The following is an 18,249-nucleotide window of genomic DNA, read 5'->3' as shown; positions in this document are numbered from 1 at the left end:
ATTTTCAGTTTTTTGAAGCGGTCGTTAGATCATTCGAGGATCGGCGACATCCTCGATCTCGAACTGCACGCCCTTGCGGCCATTCCAGTCGTCAGCCTTCAGCCGGCCCACGACGCTCAGCCCGCCCTGGCCCGACAGCAAGGCCTGGCCGGTCGGCAGATCGGCGCAGCGCCAGGCGACGGCCTTGACCGACGCGCCATCTGGACCGACCAGCCGGCACCGCACGTGACCGCCATTCATGGCGACGGGTTCGCGGGCTTGAACCCCGCTTAGGGCGAACCTGGGTTCCGGGTTGGCAGGGCCGAATGGGGCCAGACGCTCGAACGATTCGAACAGATCGCGCGTCGCCGCCGCCGGTTCGATCAGCGCGTCGATCTCAAGCACGTCCTGTGCGACAGCTTCAGCTCTTTCGGTAGCGAGTCGCTCGTTCAAAAAGGCGGTCAGCTCCGACACGCGCGCACCGTCCATCGTCAGGCCTGCCGCCATGGCATGGCCGCCGCCAGCGAGCAGGATCCCGCTTTCCCAAGCCGCCTGGATCGCGCGTCCCAAGTTCATGCCTGGCTGCGACCGGCCTGAGCCCTTCCCGAGACCGGCCACAGGGTCGATGCCGATGACGATCACCGGCTTGCGCCAGCGCTCGCGCAAACGGCCGGCGACGATGCCGACGACGCCGGGGTGCCAGTCCTCGCCCGCGACCACGACGACGGCGCTTTCGTCGGCATGGGCGCCGGTCGCCTCGACCCGACGAACGGCGGCGTCGGTGACGGCCCGCTCGACATCGCGGCGCGACAGGTTCAGTGCATCGAGTTCGATCGCCAGGGCTTCGGCCTCGGCGGGATCATCCGTCGACAACAACCGCGCGCCGAGGTCGGAGCGACCGATGCGTCCTCCCGCATTGATGCGCGGCCCCAGGATGAAACCAGCATGATTGCTCTTGGCCGGTCCCGGTTCGGCGCCGGCCGCCGCCAGCAGCGCGCGCAGACCCGGATTACGCCAGTCGCTCATGACCTTGAGACCAAGTCCGGTCAAAGCGCGATTGAAGCCGGTCAGGCCGGTCACGTCGCAGATGGCGCCCAGGGCCGCCAGATCCAGCCACTGACGAATGTCCGGCTCGGCCCTCTCGGCGAACAGGCCCCGACGCCGCCCCTCCCGGTTCAGCGCCGCGAGAAGGACGAAGACGACGCCTGCCGCCGCCAGATTTCCCTGACCCGAGTTGCAGCCCGGCCGGTTCGGATTGACGACCGCCAGCGCCGTCGGCGGCTCGCTGCGCATCAGGTGGTGATCGATCACGACAACGTTCAGGGCGATGGCGGCCGCATGGGCCAAGGCTTCGTTCGCCGCAGCCCCGCAATCCACCGTGATGACCAGATCGGCGCCCGAGGCCTTCAGCGTATCGAAGGCCTTGGCGCTGGGCCCGTAGCCTTCGGTCATCCGATCCGGAACATAGATCGAAAGCGTATGTCCCATCGCCCGAAACCAACGCACCAGCAGCGCCGCGCTGGAGGCGCCGTCCACGTCGTAGTCGGCGAACACATGAATGTTCGCCTTGGCCTGAAGCGCGTTCAGGATCGCATCGGCCGCTGCGTCCATATCCATAAAGCTGGACGGATCGGGAAACAGGGCGCGCAGGGTCGGGGTAAGGAAATCCTGGCCCTGGTCTGCACGTACGCCCCGAGAGGCCAAGGCCCGGGCCAGCGGTTCTTCCAGATTCAGGGTCTGCATGTGTGCGCGCGTCGTTGCGGCGTCGGCCGGACGTTGACGCCAGGCGCGCCCGGACAGGGATCGAGACACGCCGAGGAATGCGTTCAGTGTCTTTGCGCCGCCGTCGTCTGCCATCAGCGCATTATCGCGGGATTCTGCCTCCCGCGCGACCGGTCATCGCGTCGGGCGGCGGTCGAGCGGCGGAGGAGCCTTGGCCTTGTCACGCAGGTTTTGGGCGAAGGCCTCGATATCCGCCTGGGTTCGGACGGCGTCAGGCGACACCGGAACGGCGTTCACGGCCGCGCGTGTTTCGGCGGCGAGCGCCTCGGCGTCGCCGAGCGTCCAGTCGATCCGTGCGATCTCACTGGTCAGCGTCGCGCTGTCGCCTTGGAGACGCTGCACATTCGATGCGACCTGAGTGACCGGCGGCAGATCGGTCGGCGCTGCCGGAAAATCTTCCCAGCGCGGATAGCGCCGATTGGCGTCGACCAGTTCCTGAATACGCGGCGCCAGCGGCGAGACAGCCTCCGTCCTGGAGGCGGATGCGCCGACACAGCCGCTCAATGGCGTCGTGATCGCGGCTGCGGCGATCAGGATCATCTTTTTCGAGTGCGACGCGTTCATTTCCTTGATGGTCTTATGCCATCATCGCGGTGCGCGGAAGGGCGGATGAACCGCCCTCTGGCGCAGGACGCGCGAAGGACGATCATGGCCAAGACTCCCAGAACGCCGACAGACGCCCCCGACCGCCCTGTGCGCAAGGCCGGACGTCCAACGTCCGCCAAGCCCCGCCCGCCTCGCCAGCCCAAGTCGAAACCTGCCGAAACGCGGGAAGCCAACTCTGAAACCCATGCACACCCGACCCCTGAACCGACTGCTGCGACGCCCAACCAAGCCGAGTTGATCGAAACCCTGTCGATGAACCTGGCCAAGGCGGCCGTGATGGCCCAGAGCGCGATCGCCGAGGCGGCGCTGACCCAGGCCGATCGCCCGGCCGCTCTTTCGGCCGATCCCTTCAACGTCGCGCCGGCCATGACGTCGGTCATGACCAGCCTGGCCGCCCAGCCCGACAAGATGATTCAGGCCCAGGCCGACCTGTTTGGCCGCTATATGCAGCTCTGGTCGTCGACGGCGCGCCAAGCGGTTGGCGAGGCGCCCGATCCCGCACCGATCGACAAGCGCTTCAAGGACCCGGCCTGGTCCGAAAACCCGATGTTCGACATGATGCGGCGATCCTATCTGCTGACGTCGGACTGGATGAACGGCCTTATCGCCGGGGTCGAAGACGTCGATCCGACGCTGAAACGTCGTGCCCAGTTCTTCACTCGCCTGCTGACCGACGCCTTCTCGCCGTCCAACTTCTTGGCTTCCAATCCCGTCGCGCTGAAAGCCTTGGCGGAGACCAGCGGCGAATCGCTGGTGAAGGGCATGCAGAACTTCGCCGCCGATCTGGAACGTGGCGGCGGATCGCTGCGTATCAGCCAGGCCGACTACGGCAAGTTCGTCGTCGGTGAGAACGTCGCCACGGCGCCGGGCCAGGTCGTCTGGCGAGATGAACTTTTCGAGCTGATCCAGTACGCGCCGACGACCGAGACCCAGCACGAAACCCCTCTGCTGATCTTCCCGCCCTGGATCAACAAATTCTACATCATGGACCTGCAACCGGCGAACTCGCTGATCCGCTGGCTGTCGGCGCAGGGCTTCACGGTCTTCGTCTGTTCCTGGGTCAATCCGGACAAGGACAAGGCCGGCCTCGGCTTCGACGACTATCTGGACAAGGGCATCTATCGCGCGGTCGAGAAGACGCTGGAGCAGACGGGAACCAAGCATCTGAACGCCGTGGGCTATTGCATCGGCGGCACCCTGCTTGGCGCTGGTCTGGCGCATATGGCGGCCAAGGGCGACAAGCGCATCGCCGCCGCCACCTTCTTCGCCGCTCAACATGACTTCGCCGAGGCCGGCGATCTGCTGCTGTTCACCGACGAACACTGGATCGCCGAGATCGAGCGTCAGATGGATGCGGCGGGCGGCGTCCTGCCGGGCGCAGCGATGGCGGAAACGTTCAACGCCCTGCGGTCCAACGACCTGATCTGGTCCTTCTTCATCAGCAACTATCTGCTGGGTAAGGATCCGCCCGCCTTTGACCTGCTGTTCTGGAACGCCGATCAGACCCGCATGCCCAAGACCCTGCATCTCGACTATCTACGTCAGATGTATGGAGCCAACGCCCTGGCCAAGGGGCAGTTCGAGATCGGCGGCCTGACGGCGGACCTGTCGAAGGTTGAGATTCCGCTCTATTTCCAGGCCAGTCGCGAGGATCACATCGCGCCGATGAACTCGGTCTATCGGTCCGCCAAACTGTTCGGCGGCAAGGATGTGACCTTCACCCTGGCCGGGTCAGGTCACATCGCCGGCGTCATCAACGCCCCCGCCGCAAAGAAGTATCAGCATTTGACCAACCCTGCCCTGCCCGCGACCTTGGCCGAATGGCAGGCTGACGCCGTCGAACATCCCGGCAGTTGGTGGGAGCATTGGGCGGCCTGGCTCGGCGCGCGATCCGGTAAGCAAATCCCCGCCCGCGACCCGGCCATGGGCCCGCTCAAGCCCATCGAGCCGGCGCCGGGCAGCTATGTGAAAGTGAAGTCTTGAACCGTCTCGAACCCAACGCCCTGCTCGCCGTCAGCACAGGCGTCGCCTTGATCCTGCTGATCATGACAGCCAGCCTGTTCGGAGAACCGGGGAACACGGTCAAATATGTGATCTCGGCCGTCATCTGCGCGGCCGCCTTCGTCCTGCTCAACGAACGGATGGCGCGCGCGATGAAACGACCGGTCGCTCAGCCGCTGATCCACATCAGCACGCCGGGTACGGCGGTCTGGGCCGGGCTGTTTCCATTGATCGTCATCGCCATGGCCTGCGCGCCCGTTGTCTTCGCCGGTCACGACTATGGTCTGCTGGTGATCATCGCCTCGGTCATCTTCGGCCTGACCGTCGATTCAGCCGTCCGCGCCCGTCGCGCCTAGGCCGAGACGAACTTCAGCGCCACGCCGTTGTTGCAGTAGCGCAGCCCCGTCGGACGCGGACCGTCGTCGAACACATGCCCCTGGTGTCCCAGGCAACGGGCGCAATGATATTCGGTGCGTGGAATGCCGATGGCCAGGTCACGCTTCTTGCCGATATTGGCGGCGATCACGTCATAGAAGCTGGGCCAGCCGGTGTGGGAATCGAACTTCCACTGCGATCGGAACAGCGGCAGATCGCAGCCCTTGCAGACGAACGTCCCGCGCGCATGCTGATCGTTCAACGGGCTGGAATAGGGACGCTCCGTCCCCTCGTGCCGCATCACGCGCCAGGAGGCGTCGCCTAGGCGTCGTCGCCAATCTGCATCGGACACCCGACGATAGGGCGAGGCTGCGTACTGCCCCTCCCCGGCTTCGGACGTCTCTGGCGAACAGGCGGACAGGGCGAGCGCGCCGGCGCCCAACAAGAGGCCCCGGCGATGCAGGATCAGGGACTGGGTCATGTCCCTGATACGACGGATGCCGCCGAATGGTTTCAGACCTCAGATCAGGCCGGTCGCCTCATCCAGGCCTAGCATGATGTTCAGGTTCTGCACGGCCGCGCCCGAAGCGCCCTTGCCCAGATTGTCGAGCAAGGCGACCAGCCGCGCCTGCTCGCCATTGCGGTCGCCGAAGACGTGCAAACGCAGGCGGTTGGTGCCGTTCAGGCCTTCGGGCTCGATGCCTGTCATGACCTCGGTCTCCTCCAGGTCGGCGACCTCGACGAACCGCTGGCCGTCATAGGCCTCGACCAGCGCGCCGTGCAGCCGCTCGACCGAGGGGGTTTCCGGCAGAGCCGTCAGATGCAGCGGAACCTCGACCAGCATGCCCTGGCGGTAGTTGCCAACCGCCGGCGTGAACAGCACGTCTCGGTTCAGACCTGTGTGTTTGGTCATTTCAGGCACATGCTTATGCCTCAGCGTCAGACCATAGGCCCGATAGGCGGTCGTGGCGCCCCCGCTGTCTTTTGGGGCCGTCTCAAACTCGGCGATCATGGCCTTGCCGCCGCCGGAATAGCCCGAGACCGCATTGACCGTGACCGGATAGTTGGCGGGCAACAGACCCGCCTTCACCAGCGGCCGCATCAGGCCGATGAAGCCCGTGGGATAGCAGCCGGGGTTCGACACGAACTGAGCGCGCGCGATCAGCGCACGCTGCCCGGCATCCATTTCAGGAAAGCCATAGGCCCAGCCCGGCGCGACCCGATAGGCGGTTGAGGCGTCGATCGCCTTGACCGACGGGTTTTCGATCATGGACACGGCTTCCCGCGCCGCATCGTCGGGCAGACACAGGATCACCGCGTCGGCGCCGTTCAGGGCCTCACGCCGCGCATCCGCATCCCGACGACGCTCGCCCAGCAACAGCAGTTCCAGATCCGGGCGCGCTTCCAGCCGCTCGCGGATTTCTAGCCCCGTGGTGCCGGCCTCGCCGTCGATGAAGATGGTATGGGTCATTTGTCTCTCCCGTCCCTTCTCCGCTTAAGGAGCAAAGGCGCAAGAAAAAGGGCGCTTCGGGTCTCCCCGAAGCGCCCCAAATCCAAATCGCGTGAACGCGATTAGCGCTTCGAGAACTGGAAGCTGCGGCGAGCCTTGGCGCGGCCGTACTTCTTGCGCTCGACGACGCGGCTGTCGCGGGTCAGGAAGCCGTGCGGCTTCAGGACCTTGCGCAGTTCCGGTTCGAAGTGCGTCAGGGCGTGCGACAGGCCGTGACGGATGGCGCCGGCCTGGCCCGACAGACCCGAACCTTCGACGGTGCAGATCACGTCATATTGCGTGGCGCGGTCCGAAACGGTCAGGGGCTGAGCGATCATCATGCGCAGCACGGGACGAGCGAAATACTGCTCCTGGTCCTTGCCGTTGATGGTGATCTTGCCGGTGCCGGGCTTCACCCAGACGCGAGCGATGGCGTTCTTGCGCTTGCCGGTCGAATAGGCGCGGCCCTGGGCGTCCAGCTTCTGGACATAGACGGGCGCGTCGTTCTCGACCGAAGAGCTCAGGCCCTTCAGGGCGTCGAAGCCGGTGGCGGTTTCGGTGTTGGTCACGTCGGTCATGCTCAGACGCTCCGGGTGTTCTTGGGCGACGCCGACTTGAAGTCGATCGTTTCCGGTTGCTGGGCTTCGTGGTCGTGCGCGGCGCCGGCGAACAGGCGCAGGTGAGTCATCTGCTTGCGGGCCAAGGGGCTTTCCTTGGGCAGCATGCGCTCGACGGCCTTTTCAAGCACGCGCTCGGGGAAGCGGCCGCCCAGAACCTTCTCAGGCGTGGTCGACTTGACGCCGCCCGGGTGACCGGTGTGGCGATAGTAGATCTTGTCGGTGTTCTTCTTGCCGGTGAACACCACCTTGTCGACGTTGGTGACGACGACATAGTCGCCGCAATCGACGTGCGGGGTGTAGTCGCCGCGGTGCTTGCCGCGCAGACGGTTGGCGATGAAGGTCGCAAGGCGGCCCACCACGACGCCTTCGGCGTCGATGTGGATCCACTTCTTCTCGACCTCGGCCGGCTTCAACGAAGCCGTAGTGCTCTTCAGCATGAGGGGGTTCCTGGAGACGAAAATCGGGTCCGGCCCCCGAGGGAACCGAATGAAGGCGCGCTGATACAGGAGACGATTGGTCGCGTCAACGCACACGACAACACCACATTTGCCACAACGCCTTGTTTAAAAACGGTTTTTCAAATGCGGTATTAAAATACCTGATGCGAAAAGGTGATGCAGCGTTACGGCGTAACATAAAACGTCATCAAACCATGATTATAGGCGGGCATCGCAACGGCGATAGCTCTGGAGCCCTTCATGATCCTTCATCGTCGCGGTCTGATCGCCACGGGCGCCGCCGCCGCCTTCTCGGGACTGGCGCGTCACGCCGCCGCTCAGACGGCGGGTGAAGAGACCTACGTCAACGATGTCCATGGCTACGGCCCGTTGCTGCGCGATCCCAATCGCTTGCTCGATCTGCCCGAAGGCTTTTCCTATCAGGTCGTGGCCCAGAGCGGCGACACGATGAACGACGGCCTGTTCGCTCCCGGACAGCCTGACGGCATGGCTTGTTTCCCGCTGGAAGGGTCTCGCGTGGCCCTGGTCGTCAATCACGAGCTGAAAGGCTCCAGCGGCCTGCATCGCAACCTCGGTCCCGGCGGACTTCGTGAGGAACGGCTTGACCTGCTGGACGCCAGCCGGAGCTACGACACCTACAAGAATGGCCGCCCCCTGCCCGGCGGCTGTTCCACCATCATCTATGATCTGGCGACCCGCCGGATGGTCAGCCGACATCTGACGCTGGCCGGAACCTCCACCAACTGCTGCGGCGGGCCGACGCCGTGGGGCAGTTGGCTGACCTGCGAGGAAACGCTGGAGACGCCGGCCGACGCCGATGTGACCAAGAGCCATGGGTGGGTCTTCGAAGTGCCGGCGACCGCGACCGGCCTGGTCGATCCCGTGCCCCTCAAGGCGATGGGCCGCTTCGATCACGAGGCCGTCTGCGTCGATCCCCGCACCGGCATCGTCTATCTGACCGAAGACGACAACGCCGGCCTGTTCTATCGCTTCATTCCCAATGCGCCCGGCAAGCTGACCGAGGGCGGCCGGCTTCAGGCGATGGCCTGGAAGGGCGCGTCCTCGGCCGACACCCGCAATCAGGACGCTCGCACCTGGGCTGTCGGCGACTGGAAGGAGATCGAATGGATCGATCTGGACGACGTCGAATCTCCCAATGGCGACCTGGCCAAGCGCGGTCATGCCGCCGGCGCGGCCTGGGTTGCGCGGGGCGAAGGCGTCTGGTGGGGCGACGATGAACTGTATTTCACCGCAACCTCGGGCGGGCCGATCCGCCGCGGTCAGGTGCTGCGCCTTGTTCCCGGTCTGAACGGCGCGGCGGACCGGCTGCAGTTGTTCGTGGAAAGCACGGACCCGAAGACGGTCAACATGGCCGACAACATCACCGTCTCACCCTGGGGACACCTGATCCTGTGCGAGGACAACTATTCCTCGGACGTCCGCAATCACCTGAAAGGCGTTACGCCAGAGGGCAAAGTCTATACGATCGGCCGCAACGTCTTCACCGGCAACTCCGAGTTCGCCGGCGCCTGTTTCTCGCCGGATGGCGAGGTGCTGTTCGTCAACATCATGTACCCCGGCATGACCCTGGCGATCAGAGGCCCATGGCCCTCGGTCCGGACATGAAGATGCGCGGCTGAGCTCGCAGCACCAGCCACAGATTCACGGTAGCCGTCGCCAGCACGATCGCGGCGCCCGCCTGGTGCAGCACGCCCAGCCACACCGGAACCGCGTGCACCAGGGTCACGATCCCAAGCAGAGCCTGGAACCAGACCACACCCGCAAGCGTGAAGGCGCCGAACCCCATTCCCTCCGCCACGCGCCAGCGCCAAGCCTGGAAGGCGTAGATGCTGACGGCGATCAGCAGACCATAGGCGACCAGACGGTGATTGAACTGCGTCAGCGCCTGATCGTGCAGGAAGGCGGCCGCGCCCAGGCTCCAGTCGGCCGGCGGCAAAACGGCGCCGTTCATCAGCGGCCAGTCGGTATACACTAGCCCCGCATGCCCGCCGGCCACGAGGGCGCCCAGCAGACATTGCAGGAAGACCGCGCCCAGCAGCAGGCCGGCGCCCCTCGCCCAGCCCGACGGCGGGCGGCCGTGATCTTCACCGTTCCAGGCCTCCAGCCCCGTCCAGATCAGGGCCGCGAAAAGGACGAACGCCAGGCCCAGGTGCGTCGCCAGACGCTCCGGCGCCACGCTGACACGTTCGGACAGGCCGCTGGACACCATCCACCATCCGATCAGACCCTGAAGGCCGCCCAGGGCCAGAAGCAGGACACAACGCCAGATCAGGCGATCAGGCATCGCCCACTGGTGGAAGACCGACCGGGCCGGCGCCAGACGGCACAGCAGGAAGACGATCAGCGGCAGGGCGAACACCATACCCACCAGACGCCCGATCAGCCGGTGCAGCCATTCCCACCAGAAGATGCCCTGAAACTCGCCCAGGCTCATGCCGGCGTTGACCTGCGCATACTGCGGGATCTGCTTGTACTTCTCGAATGCCTCGGCCCACTGCGCGTCGTTCAGAGGCGGAATCGCGCCCATGATGGGCTTCCACTCCGTGATCGACAGGCCCGAGCCCGTCAGCCGCGTGATGCCGCCGATCACCACCATCAGGAAGACGACGGCGGCCGTGGCGAACAGCCATACGGCGACGGCGCGGTTACGATCTGGATTTCCGAAACGGTTCATTCGACGCCTGACACTGACCCGGATATGGTGTCGCGTCGAACGAAGACCAGACGCGACCGGTGCGGTATGCCCGCCCCAAGCGACAAGATCGAGTCGGATTGAGTTAACGGCACTGTCGCCGCAGGAGATCAGGGTTGCAATACGCCGATATCGCCGCCGCCGTCGCAGGCGGCCTGCTGCTGGCCTGGATCGCGGACCTTCTGACGGGCCGGCGCGGCTTCGGCGGCACAAGCCTTGTGTCCGGGATCGGCCTGGCCTGCGGGTGGTTTCTGGCGGTGCGGGTCTTCGCGGTCAGCACGATGGACAGCTGGGTCTGGGTGCCGTGGGCGTTCGTGGGATCGGGCATCTGTCTCGTGGCCTTCTTCCTGTTCCGGAACAAGCGCTGATGCCGCCGCGTCTGCGTCGCTTCGTCGCCGCGATCGGCGTGCTGCTCTTTCTCGTTTTCTGGGTCTGGGGCCTGATCGCCCTGCGCGGAATGCTGCCGCCGTCGCAGGGGATCGACTTCCTGTTCTTCGGCATCGGCGGCACCGCCTGGGGCCTGCCGCTCATCCCGTTGCTGCGATGGGCCGAGCGCGGCTGAGCGCCGAACCTGCCCACAGATACGGCGATGGGGCCGCCCGCAAGGACGACCCCACCATCATCATTCTTTTTCAAGAATGGTCGGAGCGACAGGATTCGAACCTGCGACCCCTTGACCCCCAGTCAAGTGCGCTACCAGGCTGCGCCACGCTCCGAAGGCGCTCCCTATAGACGGGGGGACCGCTGTCCGCAAACGCTAAAACGACTTTTCCACCTACCGTGAAAGAACGGCGTCCAGACGCGCTTTGGCCTGCTCCAGATCGGCCAGAACCTGATGCAATTTCGAGGTTTCGGCCCGCGCGACATCGGAAGTCGCCGTAGCGAACGTGACATCGCCATCGTCGATCAGTGCGGCGGCCTCCGCCCCGATCAGCTTTTTCAGCCCCTGTTCCTTGTGCAGACGCTGGACGCCGCGAATCGTCAGCCCGTCGTCGTGCAGCAGGCGTTTGACCGCCTTCAGAACCGCGATGTCCTGGGGCCGATAGAAGCGACGCCCGCCGGCCCGTTTGACCGGCGTGACGAAATCGAACTTCGTTTCCCAAAACCGCAGGACATGCTGCGGCGCGCCGACCTCTTCGGCCGCTTCGGAAATGGTGCGGAAGGCGTCGGCGCTCTTGGCCACCGCGATCAGGCCTCGACGACGGCGTCGTGAACCCGGCTTTTCATGATCTGTGAGGCGCGGAAGCTGATGACCCGGCGCGGATTGATCGCCGCCGGTTCGCCCGTCTTGGGATTGCGGCCCATGCGGGCGCGCTTCTCACGGACTTGAAAGACGCCGAAGCCGGACAGCTTCACCGTCTCGCCGCGCTCGAGCGATTCGACGATCAGTTCCAGGGTGCGCTCGACCAGGCTGGAGCATTCCTGACGCGACAGCCCGACCTCTTCATGCACGGCTTCGCACAAGTCGGCGCGCGTCACGGTCTGTTGGCCTGCCATCGTATCCCCGCTGTCATGCGATCCGCTCGCATCCATAGGGGCGCAAAGCCCCCGAAAAATCAATGCCTCGATGTCGATTAGAGCCGAAGCGCGCAGGCGCCCCAGGTCAGGCCGCCGCCCATGGCCTCAAGCAGCACCATATCGCCCTTCTTGATCCGCCCATCCTGGATCGCAGCATCCAGAGCCAGCGGGATCGAGGCGGCCGAGGTGTTGGCGTGGGTCGCGACGGTCGAGATCACCTTGTTCTCGTCCAGACCTAGCCGGTCGCCGACGCCCTTGATGATTCGCTGGTTGGCCTGGTGCGGCACGAACCAATCGACATCCGCGATCTGAATGTCAGCGGCGGCGCAGGCGGCCGTGATGCCTTCTGCGATGTTCACGACGGCATGACGGAAGACCTGGTTTCCGGCCATGCGCAGATGGCCGACGGTGCCCGTCGTCGCCGGGCCGCCATCGACATAGAGCAGATCGGTCTTGGATCCGTCGGCCCGCAAGGCGAAGCCCAGCATGCCCTGGTCGTCTGATGTCCCCTGCCCTTCGCGCGGTTCCAGCACCACGGCGCCGGCCCCGTCGCCGAACAGGACGCAGGTGGTCCGGTCGGTCCAGTCCATCAGCCGCGTCATCTCCTCGGCCCCGATCACCAGGGCGCATTTCGACAGGCCGCGCGCCACGAATCCGTCGGCGACGCTCAGCGCATAGACGAAACCGGAGCAGACGGCTTGCACGTCAAAAGCGATGCCGACGCCCGCGCCCAGCTTGGCCTGGACGATCGACGCGACCGCCGGGAAGGTCATGTCGGGCGTGGTGGTGGCCACGATAATCAGATCGACGTCGGACGCCGCCTTGCCCGCGTCGGCGAGCGCCTTCCTCGCGGCCTCGACCGCCAGATCGCTGGTCGGCTGGTCGTCGCGCGCCTTATGACGTTGCTTGATGCCTGTGCGTTCCTGAATCCATTCGTCGGATGTGTCGACGAACTTGGCCAGGTCGGCGTTGGTGACGATCTCGTCCGGCAAATAGGAGCCGACGCCGGTCACGGCGCTGCGGGTGACGGTCACTGGAGGGGTTCTCCCACGGCTGCGGCGGGCTTGGCGGCATGATCGAACACCGCGTCCAGCTTGCCCAGGTTGTCCCCCACCTTGCTCATATAGTCGCTGCGGGCCAGATCGACAGCGATGCGGATGGCGTTGCCGAAGCCCTTGGCGTCGGCGCCGCCGTGGCTCTTCACGACAATGCCGTTCAGGCCCAACAGGGGCCCCCCGTTGATGGCGCTGGGGTCGATCTTCTGGCGCATCTTCTTCAACGCCGGCATGGCGATGACGGCGCCCAGCTTGGATTGCAGATTGGAGGTCAAAGCCTCTTTCAACAGGGCGGAAATGTAGCGCGCCGTGCCTTCGGCGGTTTTCAGCGCGATATTCCCAGTGAAACCATCGGTGACGACCACGTCCACCGTGCCCTTGGCGATATCGTCGCCCTCGACGAAGCCGTGATAGTTCAGGTCGAACGGTCCATCGCGCAGGATGGCGTGCGCCTCCTTGACCTGTTCGTTGCCCTTCATGTCTTCCGAACCGACGTTCAACAGGCCGATGGTCGGGCGCGCGATGCCGCGCACGGCCGACTGGAAGGCTTCGCCCATGATGGCGAACTCGACCAGCTGCTCCGCATCGCTGCCGATGTTGGCGCCGACGTCCAGAACCGCCGTGTGGCCCTTGAAGGTGGGCCAGCTGGCGACGATGGCCGGACGCTCCAGCCCGGGCGCAGACATGCGCAGGATCAGTTTCGAGATCGCCATCAGGGCGCCGGTGTTGCCGGCCGAGACGACGCCGCCGGCCTGACCCGTCTTCACCGCCTCGATGGCGTTCCACAGGCTGGAGCCCTTGCCGCGGCGCATGGCCTGGGCCGGCTTTTCGTCCATGGCCACGACCTTGTCGGTGTGGCGGATTTCGCAGACGTCCGCCGCCAGGCCGCAACGCGCCAACTCCGGCGCGATCTTGGCCTCGTCGCCATGCAGCAGGAAGCGAACCCCCTCGCCATCGTGGGTGCGGATATAGCTGCGGATGCCGGGAACGACGACGGAGGGCCCGTGATCGCCGCCCATGGCGTCAAGCGAGATCGTAACTGGGGCTGGCAAATGGACCTCTTATGACCGCGTCGTCTTGTCGCGCGACGCTTGGCAGGATGCGCTGGACGATAGCGCCGACGCCGGGGGATGCAACCACCCGGCCCCTACGTCAACCTCAGCCTTGGTCGTCTTTGGTTTTGAGCGCCTTCAGGGCCGCGAACGGCGAAATCTCCGTCGGCTCCTCAGGTTGCACGAACTCCGCGCCCGGCTTGCGCGGAAACGGATCAAGCGAGAGCACCAATTGTTCGACCGCATACTGGCCCAGGTCGATCTTGCCGTCCTCGATCACGTCGGCGTCGTCTTCATCCAGCGTGACCTCGATCTCGTCGGTTTCCTCGGGCTTGGCCTCGACAAGCTGAATGGAAAAACGACGATCCACATCGACCGGCAGGGGCTCAAGCGTCAGGCCGCAGGTCTGCACCGCATGCGCGGTCACCCTGCCCTTCATCGTCCATTCGCTGGTCGACGGCGTCGGCTTGATCTCCAGATCGACGGCGAAATCGTCCAGCCCTTGAAGATCCAGGCTGCGTGCGATTCGCTTGCGGGTGTCCGCATCCGGCTCCAGCCGGCGGCTCAGGCTCGCGCCGATCTGATTGACCCGCACCGTTTCGCTGTAGGGGAGCGTCGCGCTCATCTCTTTCAAACTTCCGACCAAGCCGGCGTCGCCAGCACCTTGTTGAAATCCTGCGCCGCCAGGGCCGCGCGTGTCGTCAGCGCATAGCGCGCCAATGTGTTCGCATGGGGCGCTTGCGGGTTCGCATAGACATTCTTCGCCATCGCCTCGGCCAGAGCCGCCGCATCGCCCGCGCGCAGGGGCTGCTCATAGGCGTTCATTCGGCCGTAGAGGGCCTCGCCCAGCTTGCGCATCTTCTTGCCGACGGCGACGTCGCCCACGCCTTCTTCGCGCAAGACGTGATCCAGCGCCGAGACATAAACGTCGAACACCGCCTGAGCCGCATCCTGGCCCTGAGCTGTGTTCTCATCGCGCAGTCGAAGCACCAGCAACAGCACATGCAGCGTGTAAAGTTCGAATCGCGCGTCGATGCGGTCTTCAACCGCCAGTCGCGTGTAGAAGGCCGGATTGCGGGCCTGGTTGACGGCCTTGGCGTAGAGATCGTCGCCGAGACGGACGCCGGATCGGGGTTTGAACAGGTTTTTCAGCATGGGTTCCAACGGCCCCTTTTCCGCCGCGCCGTTGAACTAGGACGCAGGTCCGTCTAGGTCAAAGACCTTGTTCTCTCGCAGGCACCCGACCATGTCCCGTTTCGTCCCGCTTTTCGTCGCTGTTTCGCTGGCCGGCCTGTCCGCCGCCTGCGCCCCGACCATCGGCTCCAACGGCTTCCAGGCCATCGACGCCAAGCCGCAGGACGTGGTCGCCGGCACGGACACCAAGGAGACCGTCCTCGCCAAGCTGGGTTCGCCTTCGACCACCTCGACGTTCGAGCCGGATGAGGTCTGGTACTACATCAGCCAGACGACCGAGAAATACACCTACAACCTGCCCAAGGTTTCGACGCGCACGGTGACCGAGATCACCTTCGTCCCGCAAGGCGATCAGGTGGCGTCGGTGCGCACTCTCGGCCTGACGGACGGCGAGCAGATCGCCATGAACCGCAACGAGACGCCGACGCGCGGGCGTGAGCTGACCGTTCTGGAACAACTGCTGGGCAACGTCGGCCGTGGCCAACTGCCGCGCACCGAGGACGACACCCCTGGCCAACGCCGCCCCGACTAAGGCGGCTCATCTCCCCAAAGCAAAGACGCCCCGGAGATCGCTCTCCGGGGCGTTGGCGTAAGGGCTGTATGTTTCAGCCTAGCCGATGGTCCCGCTCGCCAGCACCGCCAGCAGCAGCAAGGCGACGATGTTGGTGATCTTGATCATTGGGTTCACCGCCGGACCGGACGTGTCCTTATAAGGATCGCCGACCGTATCGCCGGTCACGGCCGCCTTGTGGGCTTCAGAACCCTTGCCGTGGACGACGCCGTTCTTGTCGGTGAAGCCTTCCTCGATCACCTTCTTGGCGTTGTCCCAGGCGCCGCCGCCCGAGGTCATCGAAATGGCGACGAACAGGCCGGTGACGATCACGCCCATCAGCATGGCGCCGAGAGCGGCGAAGGCGTTCGCCTTGTCCGAAATACCCAGCACCGCGACGAACAGGACGATCGGCGACAGCACCGGCAACAGCGACGGCACGATCATCTCGCGGATCGCCGCCTTGGTCAGGATATCGACGGCCCGGCCGTATTCCGGCTTCACTTGATAGGTCATGATGCCGGGGTTTTCGCGGAACTGACGCCGCACTTCCGCGACGACCGATTCAGCCGCGCGTCCCACCGCCATCATCGACATGCCGCCGAACAGGAAGGGCAGCAGCCCTCCGAACAGCAGGCCGACGACGACGTAGGGATTGGTCAGATCAAAGGCGATCTCTCCCATACCCGCAAAGAAGGGGTAGTCCGCCGGGTTGGCCGAGAAATACTGCAGATCCGACGTATAGGCGGCGAACAGCACCAGCGCCCCCAGACCCGCCGAACCGATGGCGTAGCCCTTGGTCACGGCCTTGGTCGTGTTGCCCACGGCATCCAGCGCATCCGTCGAATGCCGCACGTCGCTGGGCAGGCCCGCCATCTCGGCGATGCCGCCGGCGTTGTCGGTCACGGGTCCGAAGGCGTCCAGCGCCACGATCATTCCCGCCACGCCCAACATGGTCGTAGTGGCGATGGCGATGCCGAACAGGCCGGCCAGCTGGAAGCTGGCCACGATGCCGACGATGATCGTCAGCGCCGGCAGCGCCGTCGCCTCCAGCGAGACGGCCAGGCCTTGAATGACGTTGGTGCCGTGCCCGGACACCGACGCGTTGGCCACCGATCGCACCGGACGGAAGCCGGATCCGGTATAGTATTCGGTCACGACCACGATCGCCGCTGTGACAGCCAAGCCAACCATGCCGGACCAGAACAGCTCCATCGGCTGGATCTCCAGACCGCTGGCCGTCACGATCGGCCCTGTCACCATCTGGTCGATCACCCACCAGACCGCACCGATGGAGAGGACACCGGTGACGATCAGTCCCTGATAGAGGGCGCCCATGATGTTGTTGGACTTGCCCAGCCGCACGAAGAAGCTGCCGATGATGGAGGTCACGATGCACACCGCGCAGATCGCCAGCGGCAGCACCATCATCAGATCCACATAGGGCTGCCCCCTGAAGAAGATCGCGGCCAGCACCATGGTCGCAACCGTCGTCACGGCATAGGTCTCGAACAGGTCGGCCGCCATGCCGGCGCAGTCGCCGACGTTGTCACCCACGTTGTCGGCGATGGTCGCGGCGTTGCGAGGATCGTCTTCGGGGATCCCCGCCTCGACCTTGCCCACCATGTCGCCGCCGACGTCGGCGCCCTTGGTGAAGATGCCGCCGCCCAGGCGCGCGAAGATCGAGATCAGCGAGGCGCCGAAGCCCAGCGCCACCAGCCCGTCGATCACCTCGCGCCCCGTCGGGGGCAAGCCCAGATGCTGGGTCAGCACGATGTAATAGCCTGACACCCCGATCAGAGCGCCGCCCGCTACGAACATGCCCGTGATGGCGCCCGAGCGGAACGCCAGGTTCAACCCCTTGGACAGGCTTTCGGACGCCGCCTGAGCCGTGCGCACATTGGCCCGCACCGAGATCAGCATTCCGGCATAACCGGCCGCGCCGGACAGGACGGCGCCGATCAGGAAGCCGATGGCGGCGTAAGCGCCGATCAGGAAATAGGCGGCGATCAGGATCACGATCCCGACGATGCCGATGGTCAGATATTGCCGCTTCAGATAGGCCGAGGCGCCTTCCTGAATCGCGGCGGCGATCTCTCGCATCTTGTCGTTGCCGGTGCTCGCCTTCATCAGCACGGCGGTCTGAGCGGCGCCATACAGCACCGCCAGCACACCGGCCGCGAAGACCAGCGTAAGTGAGTTCGTCATTGGCGTTTCCATGCCCTTGCAAACAGGCGCGCAGGCCTTGGCGCGGTCGGGCGTTATCGCCTCTGTCCGCCTTCCGGTCCCCCCGCACGCGGCGAACGCGTCAGTGCGTTCTTTGGGATTTGCAAAGGGAGCCTGTCATGGCAGGCGGAGTGACGCAACAGCGGTCGGTCAGGCCGGTCAGCGGGCGGTTTGCATGCCCGTGCGGCGGCGCGGCGACTGGCTGACGACCTCGACGCGCCGGACGGAGCCGCGCCCCGAGATCGCGGCAGACGCCGCCACCAGCGAGGCGGACAGGGCCCACTCGTCCAGCCGTGTCCACTCGCCGGGCACGGTGAAGGGCGTCTTGTGCGCCGCGCGGACGACGGCGTCGCGGAAGAAGGCTTCCTTGGTCTTCATCTGCTCGACGGTCTTGCCGGCGCCCAGTTCGAGCCGGAGGGCGACGAACACATAGTTCCGCAAACGCCCGCCCTCGATGACGGGCAGGCCGAGGCCCGCGATGCTCAGGGCTGCAGGCGCAGACTCCGTTTCGCTGCCGGAGGCGTGAGCGCGACTCGCCACGGCGCCGGTCAGGGCGGCGGTTCCGGCGGCGATCAGTGTTCTACGGTCCATGACGACATCCTGCCGGACGGGCGTTAGGATTCCCTTGCCG

General features: G+C 65.3%; 21 protein-coding genes and 1 tRNA gene. 6 read left to right on the top strand and 16 right to left on the bottom strand.

Features of this window, described 5'->3' with window-relative positions; genetic code table 11:
- Positions 1 to 24: 24 nt before the first annotated feature.
- Both recJ and Q9R14_RS05410 read right to left on the bottom strand, forming a co-directional pair.
- On the bottom strand, positions 25 to 1,836 hold the full coding sequence (gene recJ, locus Q9R14_RS05415) for a single-stranded-DNA-specific exonuclease RecJ (RefSeq protein WP_306003730.1): 1,812 nt from the start codon (positions 1,834 to 1,836) through the stop codon (positions 25 to 27).
- 39 nt (positions 1,837 to 1,875) lie between these two features.
- Complete coding sequence (locus Q9R14_RS05410) at positions 1,876 to 2,325, bottom strand: hypothetical protein (protein ID WP_306003729.1); 450 nt, start codon at positions 2,323 to 2,325, stop codon at positions 1,876 to 1,878.
- Between the two features lie 84 nt (positions 2,326 to 2,409).
- Between Q9R14_RS05410 and phaC the strand changes: the two genes are divergently transcribed.
- Positions 2,410 to 4,350, top strand: coding sequence for a class I poly(R)-hydroxyalkanoic acid synthase (gene phaC, locus Q9R14_RS05405; protein WP_306003728.1), 1,941 nt, complete (start codon positions 2,410 to 2,412; stop codon positions 4,348 to 4,350).
- Positions 4,347 to 4,724, top strand: a complete 378-nt coding sequence (locus tag Q9R14_RS05400) for a hypothetical protein (protein WP_306003727.1) — start codon at positions 4,347 to 4,349, stop codon at positions 4,722 to 4,724. The genes phaC and Q9R14_RS05400 overlap by 4 nt, the downstream gene beginning before the upstream one ends.
- Here the strand turns inward: Q9R14_RS05400 and msrB are convergent.
- From msrB to rplM, 4 genes are all read right to left on the bottom strand, one after another.
- Positions 4,721 to 5,224, bottom strand: coding sequence for a peptide-methionine (R)-S-oxide reductase MsrB (gene msrB, locus Q9R14_RS05395; RefSeq protein ID WP_039245147.1), 504 nt, complete (start codon positions 5,222 to 5,224; stop codon positions 4,721 to 4,723). The genes Q9R14_RS05400 and msrB overlap by 4 nt on opposite strands.
- Positions 5,225 to 5,263: 39 nt before the next feature.
- Entirely contained in the window at positions 5,264 to 6,214 is a 951-nt protein-coding gene (gene argC, locus Q9R14_RS05390) for an N-acetyl-gamma-glutamyl-phosphate reductase (protein ID WP_306003726.1), read from the bottom strand.
- Positions 6,215 to 6,315: 101 nt separating this feature from the next.
- Positions 6,316 to 6,810 carry a 30S ribosomal protein S9 gene (rpsI, locus tag Q9R14_RS05385; protein WP_017503896.1) on the bottom strand — a complete coding sequence of 165 codons (495 nt, stop codon included), beginning with the start codon at positions 6,808 to 6,810 and terminating at the stop codon, positions 6,316 to 6,318.
- A 2-nt stretch (positions 6,811 to 6,812) separates the two neighbouring features.
- A complete protein-coding gene (gene rplM / locus Q9R14_RS05380; protein WP_017503897.1) occupies positions 6,813 to 7,289 on the bottom strand; it encodes a 50S ribosomal protein L13 in 477 nt (158 codons plus the stop codon).
- Positions 7,290 to 7,550: 261 nt separating this feature from the next.
- On the opposite strand from rplM, the gene Q9R14_RS05375 reads away from it, so the two are divergent.
- Positions 7,551 to 8,936 (top strand): alkaline phosphatase PhoX, encoded by a 1,386-nt coding sequence (locus Q9R14_RS05375; protein WP_306003725.1) that lies wholly within the window; start codon positions 7,551 to 7,553, stop codon positions 8,934 to 8,936.
- Here the strand turns inward: Q9R14_RS05375 and Q9R14_RS05370 are convergent.
- Positions 8,905 to 10,005, bottom strand: coding sequence for a COX15/CtaA family protein (locus Q9R14_RS05370; RefSeq protein ID WP_306003724.1), 1,101 nt, complete (start codon positions 10,003 to 10,005; stop codon positions 8,905 to 8,907). The two genes, Q9R14_RS05375 and Q9R14_RS05370, sit on opposite strands and share 32 nt — an antisense overlap.
- A 134-nt stretch (positions 10,006 to 10,139) precedes the next feature.
- Between Q9R14_RS05370 and Q9R14_RS05365 the strand changes: the two genes are divergently transcribed.
- Both Q9R14_RS05365 and Q9R14_RS05360 read left to right on the top strand, forming a co-directional pair.
- Positions 10,140 to 10,391 carry a transglycosylase gene (locus Q9R14_RS05365; protein WP_306003723.1) on the top strand — a complete coding sequence of 84 codons (252 nt, stop codon included), beginning with the start codon at positions 10,140 to 10,142 and terminating at the stop codon, positions 10,389 to 10,391.
- Entirely contained in the window at positions 10,391 to 10,585 is a 195-nt protein-coding gene (locus Q9R14_RS05360; RefSeq protein WP_242076494.1) for a DUF2842 domain-containing protein, read from the top strand. Before Q9R14_RS05365 ends, Q9R14_RS05360 begins: the two co-directional genes overlap by 1 nt.
- Positions 10,586 to 10,662: 77 nt before the next feature.
- On the opposite strand, the gene Q9R14_RS05355 is transcribed toward Q9R14_RS05360, so the two are convergent.
- The 7 genes from Q9R14_RS05355 to Q9R14_RS05325 all read right to left on the bottom strand — a co-directional run bounded on the left by Q9R14_RS05355 (position 10,663) and on the right by Q9R14_RS05325 (position 14,803).
- Positions 10,663 to 10,739: transfer RNA gene (locus Q9R14_RS05355), tRNA-Pro, on the bottom strand.
- A gap of 59 nt (positions 10,740 to 10,798) precedes the next feature.
- Entirely contained in the window at positions 10,799 to 11,206 is a 408-nt protein-coding gene (locus Q9R14_RS05350) for a MerR family transcriptional regulator (RefSeq protein WP_045811158.1), read from the bottom strand.
- Positions 11,207 to 11,211: 5 nt separating this feature from the next.
- Positions 11,212 to 11,520, bottom strand: coding sequence for an integration host factor subunit alpha (locus Q9R14_RS05345; protein ID WP_026108237.1), 309 nt, complete (start codon positions 11,518 to 11,520; stop codon positions 11,212 to 11,214).
- 77 nt (positions 11,521 to 11,597) lie between these two features.
- Complete coding sequence (locus tag Q9R14_RS05340; RefSeq protein WP_137721609.1) at positions 11,598 to 12,575, bottom strand: beta-ketoacyl-ACP synthase III; 978 nt, start codon at positions 12,573 to 12,575, stop codon at positions 11,598 to 11,600.
- Entirely contained in the window at positions 12,572 to 13,615 is a 1,044-nt protein-coding gene (gene plsX, locus Q9R14_RS05335) for a phosphate acyltransferase PlsX (protein WP_371929782.1), read from the bottom strand. The genes Q9R14_RS05340 and plsX overlap by 4 nt, the downstream gene beginning before the upstream one ends.
- Before the next feature lie 139 nt (positions 13,616 to 13,754).
- A complete protein-coding gene (locus tag Q9R14_RS05330) occupies positions 13,755 to 14,273 on the bottom strand; it encodes a DUF177 domain-containing protein (RefSeq protein ID WP_306003721.1) in 519 nt (172 codons plus the stop codon).
- A 5-nt stretch (positions 14,274 to 14,278) separates the two neighbouring features.
- Entirely contained in the window at positions 14,279 to 14,803 is a 525-nt protein-coding gene (locus Q9R14_RS05325; protein ID WP_306003720.1) for a ubiquinol-cytochrome C chaperone family protein, read from the bottom strand.
- A gap of 91 nt (positions 14,804 to 14,894) precedes the next feature.
- Between Q9R14_RS05325 and Q9R14_RS05320 the strand changes: the two genes are divergently transcribed.
- The gene (locus Q9R14_RS05320; protein ID WP_306003719.1) at positions 14,895 to 15,374 is read left to right on the top strand and encodes an outer membrane protein assembly factor BamE; all 480 of its coding nucleotides are present in this window, start codon (positions 14,895 to 14,897) and stop codon (positions 15,372 to 15,374) included.
- Positions 15,375 to 15,452: 78 nt separating this feature from the next.
- Here Q9R14_RS05320 and Q9R14_RS05315 read toward each other — a convergent pair whose 3' ends face one another.
- Entirely contained in the window at positions 15,453 to 17,600 is a 2,148-nt protein-coding gene (locus tag Q9R14_RS05315; protein ID WP_306003718.1) for a sodium-translocating pyrophosphatase, read from the bottom strand.
- Positions 17,601 to 17,777: 177 nt separating this feature from the next.
- Positions 17,778 to 18,209: a hypothetical protein gene (locus tag Q9R14_RS05310; RefSeq protein WP_306003717.1), complete on the bottom strand. Its 432-nt coding sequence runs from the start codon at positions 18,207 to 18,209 to the stop codon at positions 17,778 to 17,780.
- Positions 18,210 to 18,249 lie beyond the last annotated feature (40 nt).

The organism is Brevundimonas sp. C43 (genome assembly GCF_030732185.1).
Classification (GTDB): Bacteria; Pseudomonadota; Alphaproteobacteria; order Caulobacterales; family Caulobacteraceae; genus Brevundimonas; species Brevundimonas diminuta_C.
Note: the sequence above shows the minus strand (reverse complement) of the source record. Positions and strands in the feature narration are given on the sequence as shown.